Annotated in this window: 20 protein-coding genes and 1 tRNA gene; 9 read left to right on the top strand and 12 right to left on the bottom strand. The window is 71.6% G+C overall.

What is annotated here, in order from left to right; translation table 11 throughout:
• Positions 1–223 precede the first annotated feature (223 nt).
• Together A6R01_RS06365 and A6R01_RS06360 are read left to right on the top strand one after the other, a co-directional pair.
• The gene (locus A6R01_RS06365) at positions 224–1,519 is read left to right on the top strand and encodes an HNH endonuclease signature motif containing protein (RefSeq protein ID WP_292604629.1); all 1,296 of its coding nucleotides are present in this window, start codon (positions 224–226) and stop codon (positions 1,517–1,519) included.
• 80 nt (positions 1,520–1,599) lie between these two features.
• Positions 1,600–1,860, top strand: coding sequence for a hypothetical protein (locus tag A6R01_RS06360; RefSeq protein ID WP_292604628.1), 261 nt, complete (start codon positions 1,600–1,602; stop codon positions 1,858–1,860).
• Positions 1,861–2,055: 195 nt separating this feature from the next.
• Here A6R01_RS06360 and A6R01_RS06355 read toward each other — a convergent pair whose 3' ends face one another.
• From A6R01_RS06355 to A6R01_RS06345, 3 genes are all read right to left on the bottom strand, one after another.
• Positions 2,056–2,268 (bottom strand): hypothetical protein, encoded by a 213-nt coding sequence (locus A6R01_RS06355; RefSeq protein ID WP_292604627.1) that lies wholly within the window; start codon positions 2,266–2,268, stop codon positions 2,056–2,058.
• 731 nt (positions 2,269–2,999) lie between these two features.
• Positions 3,000–3,599: an aminoacyl-tRNA hydrolase gene (gene pth, locus A6R01_RS06350; RefSeq protein WP_292604626.1), complete on the bottom strand. Its 600-nt coding sequence runs from the start codon at positions 3,597–3,599 to the stop codon at positions 3,000–3,002.
• 49 nt (positions 3,600–3,648) lie between these two features.
• On the bottom strand, positions 3,649–4,290 hold the full coding sequence (locus A6R01_RS06345) for a 50S ribosomal protein L25/general stress protein Ctc (protein ID WP_292604625.1): 642 nt from the start codon (positions 4,288–4,290) through the stop codon (positions 3,649–3,651).
• Positions 4,291–4,549: 259 nt separating this feature from the next.
• Here A6R01_RS06345 and pepN point away from each other — a divergent pair, with 259 nt between their 5' ends.
• On the top strand, positions 4,550–6,973 hold the full coding sequence (gene pepN / locus A6R01_RS06340) for an aminopeptidase N (RefSeq protein ID WP_292604624.1): 2,424 nt from the start codon (positions 4,550–4,552) through the stop codon (positions 6,971–6,973).
• A 19-nt stretch (positions 6,974–6,992) separates the two neighbouring features.
• Here the strand turns inward: pepN and A6R01_RS06335 are convergent, their stop codons facing one another.
• A complete protein-coding gene (locus A6R01_RS06335; protein ID WP_292604623.1) occupies positions 6,993–7,847 on the bottom strand; it encodes an SDR family oxidoreductase in 855 nt (284 codons plus the stop codon).
• A 119-nt stretch (positions 7,848–7,966) separates the two neighbouring features.
• Here A6R01_RS06335 and A6R01_RS06330 point away from each other — a divergent pair, with 119 nt between their 5' ends.
• Positions 7,967–8,335 carry a helix-turn-helix domain-containing protein gene (locus tag A6R01_RS06330; protein WP_292604622.1) on the top strand — a complete coding sequence of 123 codons (369 nt, stop codon included), beginning with the start codon at positions 7,967–7,969 and terminating at the stop codon, positions 8,333–8,335.
• 35 nt (positions 8,336–8,370) lie between these two features.
• Here A6R01_RS06330 and A6R01_RS06325 read toward each other — a convergent pair whose 3' ends face one another.
• Positions 8,371–9,351: a ribose-phosphate diphosphokinase gene (locus tag A6R01_RS06325; protein WP_292604621.1), complete on the bottom strand. Its 981-nt coding sequence runs from the start codon at positions 9,349–9,351 to the stop codon at positions 8,371–8,373.
• Between the two features lie 64 nt (positions 9,352–9,415).
• Positions 9,416–10,906: a bifunctional UDP-N-acetylglucosamine diphosphorylase/glucosamine-1-phosphate N-acetyltransferase GlmU gene (gene glmU / locus A6R01_RS06320; RefSeq protein ID WP_292604620.1), complete on the bottom strand. Its 1,491-nt coding sequence runs from the start codon at positions 10,904–10,906 to the stop codon at positions 9,416–9,418.
• Between the two features lie 113 nt (positions 10,907–11,019).
• Between glmU and A6R01_RS06315 the strand changes: the two genes are divergently transcribed.
• Genes A6R01_RS06315 through A6R01_RS06305 form a run of 3 tightly spaced genes read left to right on the top strand, consistent with a single transcriptional unit; the run spans position 11,020 to position 12,724 of the window.
• A complete protein-coding gene (locus A6R01_RS06315) occupies positions 11,020–12,033 on the top strand; it encodes a hypothetical protein (protein ID WP_292604619.1) in 1,014 nt (337 codons plus the stop codon).
• A 47-nt stretch (positions 12,034–12,080) separates the two neighbouring features.
• The gene (locus A6R01_RS06310) at positions 12,081–12,332 is read left to right on the top strand and encodes a hypothetical protein (protein ID WP_292604618.1); all 252 of its coding nucleotides are present in this window, start codon (positions 12,081–12,083) and stop codon (positions 12,330–12,332) included.
• Entirely contained in the window at positions 12,329–12,724 is a 396-nt protein-coding gene (locus A6R01_RS06305; RefSeq protein ID WP_292604617.1) for a PIN domain-containing protein, read from the top strand. Before A6R01_RS06310 ends, A6R01_RS06305 begins: the two co-directional genes overlap by 4 nt.
• 242 nt (positions 12,725–12,966) lie before the next feature.
• Here A6R01_RS06305 and A6R01_RS06300 read toward each other — a convergent pair whose 3' ends face one another.
• A complete protein-coding gene (locus tag A6R01_RS06300; protein ID WP_292604615.1) occupies positions 12,967–13,731 on the bottom strand; it encodes an SDR family NAD(P)-dependent oxidoreductase in 765 nt (254 codons plus the stop codon).
• A 60-nt stretch (positions 13,732–13,791) separates the two neighbouring features.
• On the opposite strand from A6R01_RS06300, the gene A6R01_RS06295 reads away from it, so the two are divergent.
• The gene (locus tag A6R01_RS06295; protein WP_292604613.1) at positions 13,792–14,205 is read left to right on the top strand and encodes a PaaI family thioesterase; all 414 of its coding nucleotides are present in this window, start codon (positions 13,792–13,794) and stop codon (positions 14,203–14,205) included.
• A gap of 80 nt (positions 14,206–14,285) precedes the next feature.
• Entirely contained in the window at positions 14,286–14,957 is a 672-nt protein-coding gene (locus A6R01_RS06290) for a 1-acyl-sn-glycerol-3-phosphate acyltransferase (protein ID WP_292604611.1), read from the top strand.
• Here the strand turns inward: A6R01_RS06290 and A6R01_RS06285 are convergent.
• From A6R01_RS06285 to A6R01_RS06265, 5 genes are all read right to left on the bottom strand, one after another.
• Positions 14,929–15,621, bottom strand: a complete 693-nt coding sequence (locus A6R01_RS06285; protein ID WP_292604609.1) for a hypothetical protein — start codon at positions 15,619–15,621, stop codon at positions 14,929–14,931. The two genes, A6R01_RS06290 and A6R01_RS06285, sit on opposite strands and share 29 nt — an antisense overlap.
• Before the next feature lie 20 nt (positions 15,622–15,641).
• Positions 15,642–15,723: transfer RNA gene (locus A6R01_RS06280), tRNA-Gln, on the bottom strand.
• Positions 15,724–15,835: 112 nt separating this feature from the next.
• Entirely contained in the window at positions 15,836–16,819 is a 984-nt protein-coding gene (locus tag A6R01_RS06275) for an FKBP-type peptidyl-prolyl cis-trans isomerase (protein WP_292604608.1), read from the bottom strand.
• 70 nt (positions 16,820–16,889) lie between these two features.
• Positions 16,890–19,265 carry a hypothetical protein gene (locus A6R01_RS06270; protein ID WP_292604606.1) on the bottom strand — a complete coding sequence of 792 codons (2,376 nt, stop codon included), beginning with the start codon at positions 19,263–19,265 and terminating at the stop codon, positions 16,890–16,892.
• Between the two features lie 126 nt (positions 19,266–19,391).
• Complete coding sequence (locus tag A6R01_RS06265; protein ID WP_292604604.1) at positions 19,392–20,057, bottom strand: hypothetical protein; 666 nt, start codon at positions 20,055–20,057, stop codon at positions 19,392–19,394.
• Positions 20,058–20,221: the final 164 nt, after the last annotated feature.

Raw genomic sequence — 20,221 nt, 5'->3', positions numbered from 1 at the left:
AGCCTGGCCAGCACCCGATACACCGTCCTGGACGACACGCCAGCGCGCGCAGCGATCACCTTCCGGTTCTCGCCACGCCGCAGCAAGCAATGAATCAAGTCGAGCTGATCGGCGGGCATCGGTGGAGTCGGCACAACATCCCCCTCGGGGCAGGGGGTGTTGCGACATTCCTCTGACCCCGCAGGCGCCTCGGAATGTCGGTGCTGCCTGGAAGATTCAGGTCATGGGAGCACTGGACGATCCTCGGGGGCCCCGCGAAGGGGAGCACCAGGTCGACCGCGGTGTCGCGGTCATCGCCGGTGCGCTCACCGACCTCGACAAGGTCTCCCTGATCGGTCTCGACCAGACCGCGACCGCCGCATCGTTGGTGGAGATCGCTGCGGCCGAGGCACGGCTCGGTGAGCTCAAGCACCGCGTCCTCGCGCACGCCTCGTCCGTGCGGGTCGAGGAGGCCACCGGCGCCGCGACCACCGCGACGTGGCTGGCACGTGCCACCCGCACCACCGTCAGGTCGTCGCGCCGGGCGGTGCACCTCGCCGCGGCGTTGGAGACCTACGAGCGGCTGCGGGAGGGGTACGCCGCCGGCCGGGTGAACACCGAGCAGGCCGAGGTCATCGCCCGCGCCCTCGACGCCCTACCCGCCGACATCCCCGCCACCGTGCGGGCTGCTGCCGAGCAGCGGCTGGTCGACCTCGCTGGCCATCACGACGCCTGCGACCTGCGCGTGCTGGGTGACCGGGTCCTCGACGTCGTCGCCCCCGCGGTGGCCGACGCCCACGAGGCAGCCCGCCTGGAGGCCGAGGAACGCGCAGCCGCGCGGAAGACGATGCTGACCATGACCCCTGACGGGCAGGGCAGCGTGCATGGCCGGTTCACCGTCCCCGAGCTGCATGCCGGGATGCTCCGCAAGCAGCTGCTGGCCCTGGTCGTCCACGACAAACCCGCCCTGGCGTCCACGCCCGCCACGGCGGCCGAGCAGGGTGAGGGTGAGCGGCCGGAGCCGGTCAAAGCCGCCACCGCCGTCGAGCTCGGCGCCGCCCTCTGCGAGCTGCTGGAACGCCTCGACGGCTCCCAGGTCCCCGAGATGTCGACCGGCGCGACGGTGGTGGTCACCATGACCCTCGAGACCCTCACCGGTGGGCTGGCGGCCGCCACCCTTGACACCGGTGACCGGATCGCCGCCCACACCGCCCGCCGCCTTGCCTGCGAGGCCGCCATCATCCCCGTCGTCCTGGATGGCAGACGCGAGGTCCTCGACGTCGGCCGCCGCAAGCGGCTCTTCACCCGCGCCCAACGCATCGCCCTCGCCACCCGCGACAAGGGCGGCACCGCCGCCGGCTGCCACACCGCAGCGTGGTTCTGCCACGCCCACCACGACCAACCCTGGGCCGCCGGCGGCACCACCGACCTGGCCAACGGCCGCCTGCTGTGCCCCACCCACCACCGCAGAGCCCACGACGACCGCTACCAGACCCGCGTCCTCGCGAACAACCAGATCGAGTTCACCCTCAGGACGTGACCTGCCGCCGCCCGGACATCCGCTCATGGTCCTGAGGTCAATGGAACAAGCAGCCGATGAGCGGATGTCACGATGCTCGTGTGGACAAGTTCGTGGCGCTACCCAGCAGCGAGGACCGGCTTGTGCTCGAACAGACGGGCGACGGCTACTACGGCGTTATCGCCCGTGTGCGATCGGACGGTTCTGTGGCATGGCGCGCACACCCACCCGATGGTCCCGAGGGTGCGTGGGTTGACGCTCGCATCGAAGATGACACGTTGTTAGCCATCGCCTTCTCGGGCTGGCTCGTCCGACTCGACCTTCAGTCTGGACGCGAACTGGAGCGCGTCTTCACCAAGTAGCCAGTCATCCTCTTCGCCCGAGGAGCGGATGTCTCAGTCGTTCTGCTCGGTCACCCCAACACGGAAACGGCCACCATCGCCGTAGTCAAGGAGCAGGGCGCCTGGTGCGATTTGTTCCATCCTGAAGTTGTCGACACCCTGGCGAGTTCGCCCAAGCTCGCGCATAGGACGCGCTCTTCTGCCACGCGGTGGGAGTCAGCACTCGGTGTAGCCGTCCGGCCACCAACCGTCCTCGCGGCGCGTGAGGTCGTACAGGCGTACGGCATCGCTGCCCGGAGCCTCGGCGATGACCGTGGCGTTCTCTCCGTCCTCCTGCACGCTCACCACGACGAACGCGTCGAGGTAGGCCTCGACCGCTTCCTCCGGTAATGGTTTGCCCGGGCCTGGGATGTCCAGAGCCGTGCCCAACCCGCCCTTGTCGCACTTTGCGGCCTCCTCGGCGGGTTCCGCGTTCTTCGCATCGCCGCAGCCCGCGGCAACGACAAGGACAACGACCGATGCAGCGATGCTTCCTATCCGGCACCTCATGCCACTGGGACGCTCACCATTCACAATGGGTTCCGCACTCATCTGCCGCAGCGCGGCCGGTCGTGCCGAGATCGGTGCGACTGGAGTGCCGGCGACACGTATGCCGTGTCAGGTGCACTCCGAACCAGGCAACTGGGCGTGGATCGCGCGGACGGGCGCCTACGCGCAAGCACCGAACGCCTTGCTCGACCGCTTGGTCAGGGGTGGGACACGCGCCCTGTGGCGCAGTTTGTCTAAGCGACTCATCGCGCGTGCGCTCTGGGACTACGCAGAGGATGCGCACGTGCAGCGAGCCCTTGACCTAACTGAGGACGAACACGCGAAGGTGCAGCACATTTGCGCTTGGTATGACCTGCCTGAGTACCCGCTCCCTGTCTCGGGGCAGCGCATCACCAACAATCATGTGTGCGCTCTGGCCGCCATCACGCTGTTCGAGGGCTCCGTGCGACCACTGGCCCAGACGAGGCGCAGGCCAGCCAAGTCGTGCCCGCCAGCCCTGCAAGACTGACTGGCACATCCGCTGCTGACGCCGATGGCGCGCCCCGCGGCACGGCGCAACACGGTTTCGCCGGAGCAGCTCGTCGAAGGTGCCCGCCGATCTCTGGACAAGCTCAGCTGTTGAAGCGCTGCTGGGTCTTCTCCAGGCCGTCCGCGACCAGGGTCTTGACCGCGTCAGCCGCGGTGTCGACCACGAAGGGCAGCACCTTGCGCTCGGCCGAGGAGTAGTCCGACAGCACGAAGTCGGCGACCTCCTGGCGACCCGGGGGTCGGCCGATGCCGACCCGCACCCGGTGGAAGTCGCCGGTGCCGAAGGAGGAGCGCATCGACTTCAGACCGTTGTGGCCGTTGTCGCCGCCGCCCAGCTTGACCCGCATCGTGTCGAAGGGGATGTCGAGCTCGTCGTGGATCGCCACGACCTGCGCGGGGGCGACCTTGTAGAAGGTGGCCAGCGCCTTGACCGGGCCGCCGACCTCGTTCATGTAGCAGCGCGGGCGGGCCAGCACGACCCGCGGGCCGGGGACGCCCGGCGGCGTGAGCCGGCCCTCGACGACGTCGGCGCGACCGGACTTGTGGGCGCGGAACCCCGAGCCCATCCGGCGGGCCAGCTCGTCGGTGACCATGTAGCCGATGTTGTGCCGGTGACCGGCGTACGAAGGGCCCGGGTTCCCCAGGCCGACGACCAGCCACACGTCGGTGCTGGCGTCGCTCATGGGGTACCCGGGCCCGTTCTCGTACGGCTGGTGCAGGGAGTGCGGAGTCTTACTCGTCGCCCTCGGCGGCCTCGGCGTCCTCGGCCTCGTCCTTCTCGATGCCCAGCTCGTCCTCGGTGGACTCGAGCTCGGCCTCGAGGGCCTCCTCGCTGACCTGGGCCGCCACGTTGACCACGAGGGTCTCGGGGTCGGTGAGCAGCTCGGAGCCGGCGGGCAGCTGCAGGTCGGAGGCGTAGATGAGGGTGCCGGCCTCGGCGCCCTCGACGGAGACCTCGATCCACTCGGGGATGTGGGTCGCCTCGGCCTCGACGGAGACCGCAGCGGTCTCGGTGACCACGAGGGTCTCCTTGGCGGCCTCGCCGGCGATGTGGATCGGGACGTCGACGGTGACCTTCTCGCCGCGCTTGACCGCGATGAAGTCGACGTGCTCGAGGAAGCGCTTGATCGGGTCGACCTGGACCTGCTTGGTCAGCGCGAGCTGCAGCTCGCCCTCGACCTCGAGCTCGACGAGCGCGTTGGCGCCGCCGTGCTTGAGGGCCATCATCGTGTCGTGGCCGGGCAGGGTGAGGTGCTTGGGCTCCTCGCCGTGGGTGTAGACGACGGCGGGGACCTTGTCCGCGCGGCGGATGCGGCGGGCGGCGCCCTTGCCGAACTCGGTGCGGACCTCGGCGACGATCTTCTCGCTGGACATGCTTCTCCTCGTACGTGCTGCTGCTGACGTGTGGGTGCTGCTGCGTGGGGGTGCCTGGCGCAGCGGGGCCGGACGCAACAGCGCCGCGCTCCCGAGGGTGAACAGGCAGCGCGGCGCGGGGTCCGCCCTGTCGATCACGGAGCCCCGCGTCCCGGTCAGTGGCTGATCGGATCGCGCGCTCCCTCGCCGAGGCAACCGCAGCAGTCTAGGGGCAGCCCGTGGGCGATGGCGAATCACAGCGCAGCCCTACGGTGGGGCCATGTCGCTGACGCTCGCCGAGGCCCGCCACCGCGCCACCGCCATCGAGGTGGAGTCCTACGGGATCGACCTCGACCTGACCGGCTGGGAGCGCGGTCGCTTCGCGTGCGTGACGACCGTGCGCTTCACCTCCGCGGACCCCTCGACGTCCCTGGAGCTGACCGCGGCCCAGGACGTGTCGCTGGAGTCCGACGTCGACGCCCTCGGCTGGGAGTACGACGGTCGCCGCATCCGCCTCGAGGGCCTGCCCACCGGGCGGCCGGTCGAGCTGGTCATCCGCGCCGAGGTCCCTTACGTGACCGACGGCGACGGCATGCACCTGATGACCGACCCCGAGGACGGCGAGACCTACGCCTCGGCGTACCTCTCCCTCGACGTGGCCCAGCGGGTCTTCGCCTGCTTCGACCAGCCGGACCTCAAGGCGACCTTCGACGTGGCGGTGACCGCCGACCCGCGGTGGACGGTGCTGGGCAACGGCCGGGTCACCGAGCACGACGAGCGCGAGGGGCGATGGGTCTTCGCCACCACCCCGCGGCTGTGCCCCTCGCTCTTCGTCGTCTGCGCCGGACCGTGGCACTCGGTGACGTGGGAGCACGCGGGACTGCCGTTCGGCTGGCACGCGCGGGCCTCGCTGGCCGCCGAGCTCGAGCGCGACGCCGAGGAGCTGAGACGCATCACCGCCGACTGCTTCGACCACTACGCCACGCTGTTCGACGAGGCCTACCCCTTCGACTCCTACGACCAGCTCTTCGGGCCGGGGCACAACTGGGGCGCGATGGAGACGCCGGGCTGCGTGACCTACCGCGACGAGCTGCTCCCCCGCGGACGCGTCACCGACGACCACCGCAAGCGCCGGGCGGCGATCATCGCCCACGAGATGGCGCACATGTGGTTCGGCAACCTGGTCACGATGCGCTGGTGGGAGGACACCTGGCTCAACGAGAGCTTCGCCGACTACATGGGCTACCGCGTGGCCGACGCCGGGGCCGGCTTCACGGGCACGCTGGTGCTCCACGAGGCCACGCGCAAGCCGGGCGCCTACGCCGCCGACGAGCGCCGCTCGACCCACCCGGTGGCCCCGGCACCCGAGGACGTGCCGGACGTCGACAGCGCCTTCTCCAACTTCGACGCGATCTCCTACTCCAAGGGCAACTCCTGCCTGCGCCAGCTGGTGACCTGGCTCGGTGACGAGGACTTCCTGGCGGGCGTCAACGCGCACCTGACGCGGCACGCCTTCGACAACGCGACGCTCGACGACCTGGTCTCCGCTCTCGACGAGGCCTCGGAGCGCGACGTGCGTGCCTGGGCGGACGCCTGGCTGCGCACCCCCGGCTTCGACACGGTGGTCGTCGGCCGCGACGACGCCGGGGTGCCGGTGCTGCGCCGTGAGGGCTCGCGGCCGCACCGCTTCTCCGTCACCGCGTTCGCCGCCGACGGCACGGTCGCCGGCGAGCGCCCGGTCGACCTCGCCGACGACCCCGTCCCGCTGCCGGAGTGGGCCGGGCTGGTGGTCGTGCCCAACAGCCGCGGCGAGTCCTTCGTGCGGCTGCGGTTGGACGAGCAGGGCGACCTGTTCGTCCGGGACCACCTCGGCGACGTCACCGACGACCTGGTCCGCACCGTGCTGTGGGCGCACTGCTTCGACGAGGTGCGCACCGGGGCGATGCGGGTGCCGGCGTACGTCGACGTCGTGCGCGCGCACCTCGCGACCGAGACCTCCTCGACGCTGGTGGCGGCCGTGCTCGACCGCACCCTGGGGCCGGTGCGCAGCCGCACCGCCTCCCCTGACGAGGTGGGCGACGTGACCACGGGCGTGGCCGGTGCCTGCCTGGCCGGGCTCGCCCTCTCCCCCGACCCCGAGGTGGCGGTGGCGCTGACCCGCGGCGTGGTCGCCACGACCCGCGACGCCGACCTGCTCGAGCGGTGGCTGGCGACCGGGCGCACCGACGGCGGCGTCGACCTCGACCCGTCGTTGCGCTGGTCGGCACTGGCGCGCCTCGCCACGTTGGGAGCCGTCGACGCCGAGCGGATCGAGGCCGCCCGCGTCGCGGACGGCTCGTACGCGGGCGACCTCGGCGCCGCGCGGGCGCTGGCCGCCCGCCCCACCAGCGCGGCCAAGGCCGAGGCCTGGGCGGCGATGACCGAGCCGGACGTCTCCAATCGGCTCTTCGAGTCGCTCGCCGCCGGGCTCTGGGACGCCTCGCGGCCCGAGCTCTGCGCGCCGTACGTCGACGCCTACCTCACCCAGGGGCCCGACATCGCCCGCCGTCGCGGCCAGGGGTTCAGCCTGGTCCTGGGGCGCAACGCCTTCCCCGCCCTGGCCCTCGACGCCGACCAGCGCTCACGGCTCGCGGAGGTGCTGGCCGGCGACGTCCCGACGGTCCTGGCGCGACAGTGGAACGACGCGCTGGACGACCTGGGCTGAGGGGCCGGAGGGGCTCGGGTCAGGCCAGCGCCTCCTTGACCGCCTGGCGCAGGTCGGTGGCAGGGCGGCCGAGCAGCGTCTCGAGGTCGGTCGTCGGCACCAGCAGCTCTCCGGCCGCGATGCCCCGGTCGACGTCGGCGAGCACCGCATCCATCGGGGCGGGCACGCCGGCGCCGGCGAGGACCTGCTGGAGCTGCTCGACCGGCACGTCGGTGTAGGCGACCTCCTGGCCGATGGTCTCGCCGATGACCGCCGCGACCTCGGCCAGCGTGTGGGCCTCGCCGCCGAGCTCGTAGACCTTCCCGAGATGGCCGTCGGTGGTCAGCACCACGGCCGCAGCCTCGGCGTACTCGCGGCGCGGGGCGAGCGACACCCGCCCGTCGCCGGCAGACCCGACCATCCCGTGAGCCCGGTAGGTCTCGACCTGGGCGGTGTAGTTCTCGACGTACCACGCGTTGCGCAGCACGGTGTGCGGCACACCTGAGGTCTCGAGCAGCTCCTCGGTGGTGGCGTGGTCGGCCAGCAGCTGCACCGACGAGCCCCGCGCGTGCGGGCCCGAGGTGTAGACGAGCTGCTCGACACCGGCCTCGCGTGCGGCCTCGACGACCCTGCGGTGCTGCTCGACGCGGCCGGGCTCGGTCCCGGAGACCAACAGCACGGCGGCGGCGCCCCGCACGGCGTCGGCGACGGCTGCCTCGTCGTCCCGGTCGACCCGGAGGACCTGCACCCCGCGATCGGCGAGGTCGGCGAGCCGCTCCGTGGCGCGGCCGGTGGCGCGGATGTCGGAGGGGGCGACGCCGCGCTCGAGGAGCGCCTCGACAGCGAGACGGCCGAGCTGACCGGTGGCGCCGACGACGGTGATGGTGCGGGACATGGGTGGTTCCTCTCGTGGGGTGACGCTGACGCCACGCACAACCGGCACCACCACGTGATACTTCCCAATAGGTAGTAGGCACCTTGAAGTGCCGTGGTTACCTGCTGGATAGTGATGGCGTGAGCACGTCGCCGATCGCGGACCCCTACGCCGCCGCCTGCCCGACACGCACCGTCCTGGACCGGATCGGTGACCGCTGGACGGTCCTGGTCCTGCTGCTCCTGGCCGAGCGGACGTGCCGGTTCACCGAGCTGCAGCGCCGCATCGAGGGCGTGAGCCCGAAGGTGCTGACCCAGGTGCTGCGTGCGCTCGAGCGCGACGGGCTGGTGACCCGCGAGGTGCACGCGGAGGTGCCGCCGAGGGTGGAGTACACCCTCACCCCGCTCGGCGGCACGCTCGTGCAGGCCGTCGCCGGGCTCGACGCGTGGGCGCGCGCCCACATCGACGAGGTGGAGCGGTCGCGGGCGGCGTACGACGCCCGCGGCTGAGTCCTCGGACGGGGTGTCCCCCGGGGTGGCTGGACCTACGCGTGCCCGTCGAACATCGAGGTGACCGAACCGTCCTCGAAGACCTCGCGGATGGCGCGGGCGACCAGCGGGGCGATCGAGAGGATCGTCAGCTTGTCGAAGACCCGGTCCTCGGCGATCGGGAGCGTGTTGGTCACGATGACCTCGACGGCCGGGGAGTTCTTGAGCCGGTCGACCGCCGGGTCGGAGAGGATCGCGTGGGTGGCGGCGATGATGACGCCGGCCGCACCGTCGGCCATCAGCGCCTCGGCGGCCTTCACGATCGTGCCGCCGGTGTCGATCATGTCGTCGGTCAGCACGCAGATCTTGCCGGCGACCTCACCGACGACGCGGTTGGCGACGGTCTCGTTGGGTCGGTCCGTGCGCCGGGTCTTGTGGATGAAGGCCAGCGGGGCGCCGCCGAGCTTGGCCGACCAGCGCTCGGCGACCTTGATGCGACCGGCGTCCGGGGACACGACGCACAGCGGCTGGTTGCCGTACTTCTCCATCACGTAGTCGGTGAGGATCGGCAGCGCCATCAGGTGGTCGACGGGGCCGTCGAAATAGCCCTGGATCTGGTCGGCGTGCAGGTCGACCGAGATCAGCCGGTCGGCGCCGGCGGTCTTGAACAGGTCGGCCATCAGGCGGGCCGAGATCGGCTCGCGGCCGCGGTGCTTCTTGTCCTGGCGGGCGTAGCCGTAGAACGGCATGACCACGGTGATGCGCTTGGCCGAGGCCCGCTTGAGGGCGTCGACCATGATCAGGTGCTCCATGATCCACTCGTTGATCGGAGCGGTGTGGCTCTGGATCACGAAGGCGTCGCAGCCGCGGACGGACTCCTCGTAGCGGACGTAGATCTCGGAGTTCGCGAACTCGTAGGCCGAGGTCGGCACCAGGTCGGTGCCGAGGATGCCGGCCACCTCCTCGGCCAGCGCGGGATGGGCCCGGCCGCTGAAGACCATCAGGTTCTTCTCGGTGGTCTTCTTGTATCCGGTCACGATGCGCCGCTCCTGCAGGACGGAGGTGGGGTGGGCGGGCAGGATTCTGCCCGGGTGGGAGTGCTCAGCCCAAGTCCCTGGCCGGTGGCTGGGACGAGGGATCGGTCACGTCGTGGTCATCGGGCGTTCGCCGGGCGGCCGCTGCGGCCTCGCCCTGGGCGGTGCCGGCGCGCTTCTCCTCCGCCCACCCGTCGATGACCCGCATCGGGCCGGAGCTGACGGCCAGCGCACCGGGCGGGACGTCGCCGCGGACGACGGTTCCGCCGCCGGTGCTGGCGCCGTCACCGATGGTGGTCGGGGCGACGAAGGTGTTGTTGGAGCCGGTGCGCGCGTGCCTGCCGACGACCGTGCGGTGCTTGGCGACCCCGTCGTAGTTGGCGGTGATGGTGCCGGCCCCGATGTTGGTGCCCTCGCCGATCTCGGCGTCGCCGATGTAGGAGAGGTGAGGGACCTTGGCACCGTCGCCGATGACGGCGTTCTTGGTCTCGACGAAGCCGCCGATCTTGCCGGCGGCGCCCAGGCGGGTGCCGGGGCGGAGGTAGGAGTAGGGACCCACGGTGGCTCCGTCGCCGATCTCGGCGGAGTCGCCGTGGACGCGGGTGAGCGTGGCGCCGCGACCGACGTGGCAGTCGCGCAGCGTCGAGTCGGGCCCGACGACGCTGTCCTCGCCGATCGAGGTCGTGCCGAGCAGCTGGGTGCCGGGCAGGATCGTCACGTCGCGCTCCAGCTCGACGCCGACGTCGATCCAGGTGGTGGCGGGGTCGACGACCGTGACGCCCTCACGCATCCAGCGGTCCACGACGCGGTCGTTGAGCAGCCGGCCGAGGCCGGCGAGCTGGGCGCGGTCGTTGGCGCCCTCGGTCTGCACGACGTCCTCGAGCAGGTGCGCGCCGACCATCAGGCCGGCGTCGCGGGCCAGGCCGACGAGGTCGGTGAGGTAGTACTCGCCCTTGGCGTTGTCGTTGCCCAGCCGCGGCAGCGCCTCGACGAGGAACCCGGCCTCGAAGGCCATGATCCCGGAGTTGATCTCGGTGATCTCCAGCTCGGATCGGCTGGCGTCCTTGTGCTCGACGATCGCGAGCACCTCGCCGTCGGCGTCGCGCACGACCCGGCCGTAGCCGGCGGGGTCGGCCACGTCGCCCGACAGCAGGCTGACGGCACGCTGCGCGGCCTCGTGCTCGGCCACGAAGTCGCGCAGGCTCTGCCCCGTGAGCAGCGGGGTGTCGCCGTACGCCACGAGGACCGTGCCGGTGGTCGTGGCCGCGGCCTCGACCGCGACGCGCACCGCGTGGCCGGTGCCCTTCTGCTCCTCCTGGACCGCGAGCAGCGACTCGGGCATCAGGTCGGTGACGTGGGGACCCACGAGCTCGCGCTGGTGGCCCACGACGGTCACGACCGCGCGGGGGCTGGTCTCGCGCACCGCGGCGAGCACGTGGCCGACGAGGCTGCGCCCGCCGATCTCGTGCAGCACCTTCGGGGTCTTCGACTTCATCCGCGTGCCCCCGCCGGCGGCGAGGACGACGACGGTCAGGTCGTTGAGCACGGGCTCGGCCACAGGTCTCCCTCGACGTCCGTCCGGTTCGTCCCGGCTGACCGCCACACTCTAGAGGTCTCCGGCGAACCCGCCAGTCCCGAGCGTCCTCGTCCCGCCGCCGCTAGCGTGTCCGCGTGACCTCCCCCACCGCCGACCGGCTCCTGGACGCGCAGGTGGCCTGGGTGCTGGCCCGTCTCGAGGACGACCTGCCCACCCTGGTCGCCGAGGAGGTCGCCTCGCTGCTCGCGGTCGGCGAGCGACTCACGATCGGTGCGCTGGTCGACGCCGACGACGTCGCCGCGCTCATCGGCGACGTGCTGACGCGGGTGCCGCCGAGCACCGCGGCCAGCACCTTCACCGCCGTGCTGGCCGAGGTGCTGCACGCCGGGCCGACCGACGGCGAGGAGCACACGCTCGGCGACGTCCTCTCCCGCGAGCACGTCGAGGCGCTCACCGACGCCGCGCTCGCCGGCACCGACACCCTCAAGGACGCCCTCGACGACCTCACCCGCAGCCCGGCCGTGGCCGCGGTGGCAGGTCGCTTCATGGCTCGGGTGGTCTCCGAGGTCGTGCAGACCAACCGCGCGATGGCCGAGAAGCTGCCCGGGCTCGGCTCCCTGGTCTCCTTCGGCGCCGGTGCGGCCGGGAAGGTCATCGGCGCCACCCAGGTCGACGCTCTGGTCGGGGCCGCGGCCGGCCAGGGTGCCGGATTCGCCGTCCGCCGGCTCAACGCGATCGTCGTGGACACCCTGCGCGACCCGGGCACGCGCGCGGCGGTCCTCGAGGTCTACGGCTTGTACGCCGACCAGCCGCTCACCGGCCTGCAGCGGGCCATGACCCTCGAGCAGGCCCAGCACCTGGCCGGGCTGGTCCAGGACGTCGTCATCGACGCCGCGCCGTCGGAGCCCGTGCAGGCACTGGTCCGTGCCGTGGCCGAGGGGTTCGTCGCGACCTACGCCGACCACCCCGTCAGCGAGCTGGTGGGCGACCTCGGCGTGGACGCCGACAGCATCACCGCCCACGTCACGGCGCTCGCCGCACGGGCGATCGCGGCGGCACGCGACGCCGGCGACCTCGAGCCGATGGTGCGCTCCCGACTCGCGCCGTTCTGGGAGTCGCCCGAGGTGGCCGGACTGCTCGGGGACTGACGTACGTACGCCTTGATCCTCGCGGGACGTACGCCTACCGTGGAGAGATGTCCGACGACGCTGTCACGCCCTCCCAGCTCCGGGCTGACATCTACCGGCTGATCGACCAGGTCCTCGAGACCGGCGAGCCGCTCTCCATCGACCGCCGTGGACGGCGCCTTCGGCTCGTGCCCGACGTCCCGACGTCCAAGCTCGACCGGCTCACACCACTCGATGATCTGATCGTCGGCGATCCTGATGACCTCGTCAGCATGGACTGGTCCGGGCACTGGGATCCCGAGACAGCCCTGACGCCGTGATCCATCTCGACACCCACGTCCTCGCATGGCTGGCCGGGGGGCACCAGTCGAGGATCCCCGAACCGGTGCTGGATCGGATCGAGTCCGAGCAGGTCGCCTACTCACCCATGGCACGCCTGGAGCTGAGCCACCTCCACGAGATCGGACGGATCGCCCACCCGGCCGACCGGGTCCTTGCCCACCTCCGTCGGAGCATCGGCGCCGCCGAGGACGGGACACCGTTCTCCGACGTGATCGAGGAAGCGTCCCGGCTCGCGTGGACGCGGGACCCCTTCGATCGCCTCATCGCCGCCCAGGCGATCGCGGCGGCCTGCCCGCTGGCCACCGGCGACCGCGTGCTCCGCGACGCCCTGCCCGACCACACGGTCTGGGGCGCCTCCCCTCAGAAGTAGTCGCGCACGTGGCCGGGCGCGAGCCCAGCAGCGCGTCGAGCAGTCGGTCGTGCGCTGAGGGGCCGTGCAGGTGTCCGAGCACGCGGAGGTTCGCGCACGACTGCACTCCGGCGTACAGCGGTCGGCAGCGTGTCAGGCCGCGGACGTGGCGTCGACCCCGGCTCGCTGCCGAACGCCTCGGCCGAGAGGCGTGCGGACGCCCCGTGGTCCTCTAGGGTCAGGGGCGGACGTGCACCATCTCGCTAGCCCGCCGTCCGGCCCGCGTCGACGGCGTGGATGCTGCCGTTGATGGCAGCGGCGTCGTTCGAGGCGAGGAAGCAGATCGCGGCCGCGACGCTGTCGGCGCTCATCAGCCCGCGGGTGGCGGCGACGCGCATGATGAGGTCCCAATCGGCGTCGTCGGGCACGCCGATGGTCTGCACCTGCGGGGTGTCCATGCCACCGGGGCAGACGCAGTTGACCCGCAGCGGCTGCTTGAGGTGTTCCACCGCAAGGGCCTTGGTGAGGCCGACGACGCCGTGCTTGGCCGCGGTGTAGGCCGCCGAGTAGGCCTCTCCCATCAGCCCCGCCACCGACGCGACGTTGACGATCGTGCCGCCGCCGTCGGGCGCCTCGAGCAGGTGTGGGATCGCCGCCTGGGCGCAGTAGAACGGGCCGCTGAGGTTGAGCGCGAGGTCGTGCTCCCACTCGGCCTCGGTCACCTCCGTCGTACGCCGGAAGTCGTGCCGTCCCGCGTTGTTGACGAGCACGTCGAGCCGGCCGAACGCCGCCACGGCCTCGGCCACCATCGCCCGGCAGGACGCGGGGTCGGTCTGGTCGAGGTGCCCCGCACGTACCTCGCCCGACGAGTCGCCGCACTCGGCCGCGAGCTCGGCCAGCAGGTCCTGGCTGCGGGCGGCCGCCCAGACGCGTGCGCCACCGGCCGCGAGCCGGCGTACCGTCGCCGCTCCCAGCCCGCTCGACGCCCCGGTCACGATCGCGACCCTGCCGCTGAAGTCCTGGACCATGGCGAGAACCTAGCGCCGACCGGCTCCGACGGGCCCCGACCAACCCCCTACGGTGGCGCCATGACCTCCGACCCGACGCCCGTCGGCAGCCCCGGACCCTTCGCCCAGCACCTCGGTTTCCGCGTGGTGCGCGCCGACGCCGATGGCGCCGTGGTCGAGGCCGACCCGGGGCCCGAGCACCTCAACGGCGGCGGCATCCTGCACGGCGGCTACCTCGGCGCACTGCTCGACAGCGCCACCGGCTGGGCCGTGCACGCGTCGGGTCCCGAGGGCATGATCGCGCCGCACATCCAGCTGAACACCCAGTTCCTCAAGGCCGGGTACGACGGCACGCCGCTCGTCGCCACCGCCCGCTGCACCAGCGTGGGCGGTCGCATCTGCACCACCGAGGCCGAGATCACCCAGGGCGACCGGGTGCTGGCCCGGGCCACCGCGACCCACGCGGTGATCGGGCGGGGCGACCTCTCGCGCTGAGCGAGCCTGGGCGTCGCCCGACGTCCGCCGGTCGCACGCCCCGCTGGCACACCCCGCCCCCGAGGTGGTGGGGTGTGCCCGTGGACCTCACCTACCCCGTCATCGTCGCCGCGGCCAAGACCTGGTTCCGGCTCTCCGCCATGGACATCCACATGAGCGGCACCGAGCACATCCCGACCTCCGGCGGGGCACTGGTCGCGGTCAACCACGTGTCGTACGTCGACTACCTGATGGGCGGCTACCCCGGCGCCCAGCGGGGCCGCTACACACGCTTCATGGCGAAGAAGGAGATCTTCGCCAATCCGGTCGGCGGGCCGTTCATGCGCTCCTTCGGGCACCTCGAGGTCGACCGCGAGGCCGGCGCCGCGTCGATGCGCACCGCGGTCGACGCCCTGCGCAAGGGAGAGCTGGTCGGGATCTTCCCCGAGGCCACGATCTCCCAGAGCTTCCTCATCAAGGACCTCAAGTCCGGGGCGGTGCGGATCGCCGCCGACGCCGACGTCCCGCTGATCCCGATCGTCGTCTGGGGCACCCAGCGCATCCTGGCCAAGGGCCGCAAGCTCGACCTCTCGCGAAGCAGTACGGCGGCTCGGCGCCCACCATCGAGGAGGCCGCGGCGGCGTACAAGGAGGAGCGGCGGCTGCGCGCGGAGAGGAAGGCCGCCAAGCGGAAGGACTGACTCTCCGGGACGGCCGGCCTCACGCCGTCACCACGGTGACCGGGTCATCCACCGCAGCGCACGCGCAGGCTGAAACCGCCGATGAGCTTCTTCTCCACGTCGCGCTCACGGCCGCCCACCGAGGTCCACCGTGCCGTCAGCTCGTGCAGGTCCATCCCGCCCGTCGCGGGGTCCACCTCGACGAAGAGGTAGTGGTCGCCGGGTGCGACCACCCGTGGCCGGTCCAGCGGCACCCGCTGCTCCCAGGACCGCTGGGCGCCGGCGAGTCCGGCCGGGCTGTTGCGGGCATCGCCGATCAGGCGGGTGTCGTAGACCAACCGGTCGGACGTGGGCCCGATTCCCTGGGAGACCGCCATGTGCGGGGCCGCACGCCCCGGGTCCGGCCCGAGGTACTGGGTCACGGAGTCGATGGCGTTGCTGCGCTCGGCGTACGTCGCCGGCAGCAGGCGCACCCGCTCTGTCACCCGCAGCCGCACCTGGACGAGGACCGGCGTCACGTACGCGACGGGCGCAGAACCGATCGAGCCGCAACCCGAGAGCCTGGTGCCCCGGCCCCACACCTTGCGGTCACCGTAGCGGAAAGGCACCAGCGCCACGGCCGGCCGCGGCCGGTCCACCTTGGACTCCGCACCGGTCGGCGACCTCGTCGCCTCCGGCTCACCGGACCCCGAATCGGTGCAGCCGGTCAGGAGGAGCAACAACGCTGCCACCGCAGGCAGCAGCCGGACCCGAGTCATGCGAGGCATGCTGGCACACGTGGCTCCCCGGGTAGGAGTCGAACCTACGTCGCTAGTCCTGATTCAAAGTCAGGCGGGCCCTGCCGGCAGACCAACCGGGGAACGTCCGCCGACGAGCAGCGGACGGGGCCAACCCTAGAGCCACCGTGGGACGTCATACGAACCGCCCGAGGGGACGTCCTCTCCGTATGACGTCACACGGGGCCTACCAGGGCTATTCCGCGGCGATGACGTCGATGAGGAACCACAGGGTGGAGTTCGGCGGGATGGACTCGCCGCTGCCCTGCGAGCCGTAGCCGAAGGCCGGCGGGATCTGCAGCAACACTCGGCTGCCGACCGGGACGCCCTCCAGGCCGATCGCCCAGCCCGGGATCAGGCCGGACAGCGGGGAGACCAGGGGCTCGCCGCGGGAGTAGCTGCCGTCGAAGGGAGCGTCGGCGTCGTACGTCGAGCCGAGGTAGTCGACGGTGACGGTGTCGGAGGTCTTGACCTTCCGGCCGTCGCCCTCCTCGATGACCAGGCGCTGCACGGGGGTGTCGAGCGCGGGCTCGTCGATGCCGTCGAAGTCCAGGGCGACCGGGTCGCCGCCCTCGACGACCAGCGAGGGCTGGGAGTCGGCGGTGGTGTCCTCGGCCTCCTCCGAGGTCGGCGTCGGCGAGACCTGCTGCTCCTCGACCAGGTCGGCCACCAGGAGCACCGGGTCGTCGTCGCCGAGACCGAGCGGGTTGTCGGCGGTGTCGCCGTCGAAGAGACCGTCGGCGGAGGTGAGGGCCACGACGCGGGAGCCGTAGGTGGCGCCGTCCATGACCTCGACCAGCAGCTCGCCGACCCGCTCGTCGTTGGGCAGCGTCTGCGCGGCACCGTTGGTGTAGTCGCTGTAGACCTCGTCCTGGGTGCTGCCGTTGGCGACGTAGAGGTAGGCCATGACGACGTCGTCGTCCTCGATCTCCTCGCCGTCGCCCTCGACCGCGGTGCTGACCTCGGACTCCTCGGGCTTCTCGAGCTCGGCGTCGTCGGCCCACTCCACGCTCAGGGACTCGCCGACCTTGCCGGAGAAGGTCAGGCCGTCGAGGCCCTCGACGGTGACGCCGCCGTCGGAGCCGGAGTCCGGCTCGCCGTCGGAGTCGGAGCCGCACGCCACGAGGGCGGGCAGGAGGAGCGCCACGAGGGCGAGGGCGGGACGGGTACGACGGAGCACGGGACGCAACCTATGCGGTCGCGTCCCGTGCCCGGTCATCCGGGGTTGACCCGGTCCCGCTCGCTGTGGCTCAGCCGACTGTCCGCTTGGTGCGGGAGACGACCTTGCCGTCGCGGATCCAGCGGATCTCCACGACGTGCTGGCCGCGACCGAGGGAGCCTGCCCGTGCGGCGAGCGTGAACCCGGCCGAGCCGTGCTTGGTCACCACGGTGCGCGAGGCCACCTTGCGTCCGTCGACGTACATCTCGACGCGCTCGTCGGCCTTGGTCGGGCAGCCGTTCGCACTGACCGAGGCCTTGGTCGGGCACCGGTCGTCGCGGTCGAAGAGGCCGTCGCCGTCGGAGTCCGGGCAGCCTGCGCCGGTGCTCGGGCCCTTGGCGGTGCGGCAGGCGTCCGCGACGTCCGGGACGCCGTCCTTGTCGGTGTCCTTGACGACCGAGGTGGCCTTCGCGGTGAGCGTGAAGGTGCTCGGCTCGAGGACCTCCTGCGGGTCGACGACGATGGACAGCGGTCGCCGTGCCCAGGGCACGGTCACGGTCAGCGAGTTGTCGCCCTCGCGCACGGACTGGCTCGAGCCGCCGTCCACGGACATGCCGTAGAACGCGGTCCCGGTCCACTCCAGGGTCACCTCGACGGTGGCCTGCTCCTTCACCGGGAGCGTGAAGTACTCCTTGGTGTCCACGGTGCTGACCAGGCCCACGCCCAGGGTGCTCTCGACGGGCAGCTTGGTGACGCCGTCGGTGAGGGTGCTGGTGCGGGTGGTGACCTTCTTGGCCACCTTGGCGTCGCGCTGGTCGCGCTTGGCCATCCGCGGCGCCGCGACCTGCAGGCCGAGGGCGTCCGGGACCGAGTCGGCCGTGGCGACCCAGTCGTTGCTGCGCAGGTGGTAGCCGGTGATCGCGTTGACGGTGTAGGGCGCGGTGATCTGCTGGTCGGCCAGGTAGTCGCGCCTGATCTTGAAGTCGACGGTGTTGTCGTCGTTCCAGGTCGCGGTGCCCTCGGGCAGGTAGTAGCCGGTGCCGTTGTCCATGACCACGGGGGTGCCGGAGGTGTCGCCGGTGGCGATGAAGGAGTCGAAGCGCCGTCCGTCGATCAGCAGGCTGTAGGCCGTGACCGAGGTGGGCAGCGCGGCGGGCGAGACCTGCCCGACGCTCATCGTCGCCCGGACGAACTTCTTGTCCGTGCGCACGCTCATCGACGTCAGGTCGGTGATCGGGGTGCCGCCGTCACCGGTGGCGTCCTCCGCCGAGGCCGAGCGCTTCTTGGGTGCCTTGCCCAGCGGCTTGTTGGCGGCCTTCCCCTTCACCGTGACCTTGCCGCCGGCCAGCGAGACCTTGCCGGCGCGCAGCACCGGACGGCTGGTCGCCTCCGGGGTCGGGGTGAAGCTCCCGTAGGACAGGGGGACGACTCCCTGGTCGGGCTGCGGGCAGTCGGCCGCCGAGCCGGTCGACGAGGCGTAGTGGTGGTCCCGCGGGTGCTGGACCTGGAAGGAGCTGATGCCGTCGCCGGCCAGGTCGTTGGGGACTAGCTCGTCCTTGGCGGTGACCTTGCCGTCACCGTTCACGTCGAGGTACTTGCTCATCCGCAGCGCGAAGCCCTCCACGTCGAGGGTCGAGACGCACTTGGCGATCCCAGGGGGGTCGGTGCTGTAGGCCATGATGTCGTTGGTGGCCGTCGGGCCCCACGGCCCGTCGGCGCCGTCGCCCACGTGGCCGACGGTCAGGCAGTGGCCGAACTCGTGGGCCACCAGCTCGTAGAGCGGGAAAAAGTCCGAGGCCCCCGGCACCGGGTCGACGGCGCCGTTGACCGCGAAGCAGACGTTGCCGCCCACGCCGCCGCAGTCCGCGACGTAGGTGCCGCCCTTCTCCTGGCCGTGCTGGTCGAACCCCTTCTTCTTCTGCCACGCCCGGAAGTCCAGCGGGTCGTCCTCGACGAGGCATGGCGCGCCCTCCCCGTCGATGATGCCCAGCTCACCGGCGAAGGAGACCGGGTCGATGCCGATGCCGATGCCGCCGGCGGGGTTGCTCATGACGACCACGATCTCCGGGTCGACCAGGTCCAGCGGTTCGGTGAGCAGACCGGCCGGGTCGACGGCGAGCTCGTGGGTCGTGATGTTCATGTCCACGCCGTCGGCGAGCCAGTCCAGGCCCATCTCATCGGCGAGGTAGTCGACGCCCTCGCCCCACATCTGCACGGCCTGCTCGGCGACGCGGAGGTCGCGCTCCACCACGGGGCTGACCGGCGCCAGGATCGCCACGTCGATCTGGGGGTCGTCGAGGGCGTTGAGCCCCACCTTCATGTGGTAGCACTCGTTGTCCGGGTTGATCGGGTCGCGGTCGACGATGCACCCGGCCGGCAGTGTGCCGTCACCGAAGTAGGACCGGGTGAAGTCGTCGGCGGGCGCGGAGGTCGCCGGAGCCCCCAGCCCCACGAGGGCGGTGGTCACCGCCGCCAGGAGGATCGTCGGACGAACGAGGTGTCTGCTGTTCACGCACCCCTCAACGAGCCACCGCGCAACAGGCTATCCGCCAGCTGGACAAACCTCGCGCCTGTCGCCCCCGTCACTCCCGGGTCATGCCCCGGTGCGTCCCAGGCAGTGGCCGAGCTCGTCGCCGACCAGGCTGAAGGCCTCCATCGGGGCGACTCCCCCGGCGGTGAAGGTCGCGTTGACCGCGAGGCAGACCGGCTCGCCGTCACACGTCGCGTCGAAGGTGCCCTCGGGGAGCCGGTGGTGGCTGTCGAACCCCTCCCGCTCGCGCCAGGCACCGAAGGCGAAGACGTCGTCGTACGTCGTGCAGCCGGTGTCGAGCACCGCGCCACCCGCCCTCGCGGTATCGCTCGCCACCACGACCACGATCTCCGCGCCGACCACCTGCGCCGTCCCGTCCGGGGCGACGCGCTCGGTGCGCACGACCAGCTCGGCGGCGCCCTCCTGCGACTCGTCCTGTCCCGAGCCCTCCCCCGGGTCCTCGCCCGCCAGACCGGCCAGGCCGCCCTCCCACATCCGGGCGCCCTCGGTCACCAGGCCGATCGCCCGCTCGGCGTCGCTGCTGTCGGTGGACTCGTCGACGAGCACGACCACCTCGACCGCACCCTCGGGCACCACGACCGGGGTCTGCGACGCCGCCGGGTCGCTTGTGGGCGTGCCGTCGTCGCCGTCTGTGGCGAGCACGACCGCCACGACCACGCCGGCCGCCGCGAGGCCGAGGACGGCGAGGAGGGTCAGGAGTCGGCGCACGCGACTAGTGTCGCGGACGTGGACCTGCCCGTCATGCCGCCGGTGCGACCGATGCTCGCGAAGTCCGTCAAGGGGATCCCCGACCCCGACAAGCACGGAGGGCTCTCCTTCGAGCCGAAGTGGGACGGCTTCTGAATTTTCTGTACGTAATCCGTATGCTCAGT

The sequence above is a fragment of the Nocardioides sp. REDSEA-S30_B4 genome (assembly GCF_001627265.1).
Classification (GTDB): Bacteria; Actinomycetota; Actinomycetes; order Propionibacteriales; family Nocardioidaceae; genus Nocardioides.
The sequence above is the reverse complement of the archived record's forward strand: the minus strand, read 5'-3'. Positions and strand labels throughout refer to the sequence as shown.

Excerpts from the sequence above, each read along its gene's own strand:
- A6R01_RS06365 (WP_292604629.1), top strand. The coding sequence starts at position 224 with ATGGGAGCACTGGACGATCCTCGGGGGCCCCGCGAAGGGGAGCACCAG.
- pth (WP_292604626.1), bottom strand. The coding sequence starts at position 3,599 with ATGAGCGACGCCAGCACCGACGTGTGGCTGGTCGTCGGCCTGGGGAAC.
- A6R01_RS06345 (WP_292604625.1), bottom strand. The coding sequence starts at position 4,290 with ATGTCCAGCGAGAAGATCGTCGCCGAGGTCCGCACCGAGTTCGGCAAG.
- pepN (WP_292604624.1), top strand. The coding sequence starts at position 4,550 with ATGTCGCTGACGCTCGCCGAGGCCCGCCACCGCGCCACCGCCATCGAG.
- A6R01_RS06335 (WP_292604623.1), bottom strand. The coding sequence starts at position 7,847 with ATGTCCCGCACCATCACCGTCGTCGGCGCCACCGGTCAGCTCGGCCGT.
- A6R01_RS06310 (WP_292604618.1), top strand. The coding sequence starts at position 12,081 with ATGTCCGACGACGCTGTCACGCCCTCCCAGCTCCGGGCTGACATCTAC.
- A6R01_RS06300 (WP_292604615.1), bottom strand. The coding sequence starts at position 13,731 with ATGGTCCAGGACTTCAGCGGCAGGGTCGCGATCGTGACCGGGGCGTCG.
- A6R01_RS06295 (WP_292604613.1), top strand. The coding sequence starts at position 13,792 with ATGACCTCCGACCCGACGCCCGTCGGCAGCCCCGGACCCTTCGCCCAG.
- A6R01_RS06285 (WP_292604609.1), bottom strand. The coding sequence starts at position 15,621 with ATGACTCGGGTCCGGCTGCTGCCTGCGGTGGCAGCGTTGTTGCTCCTC.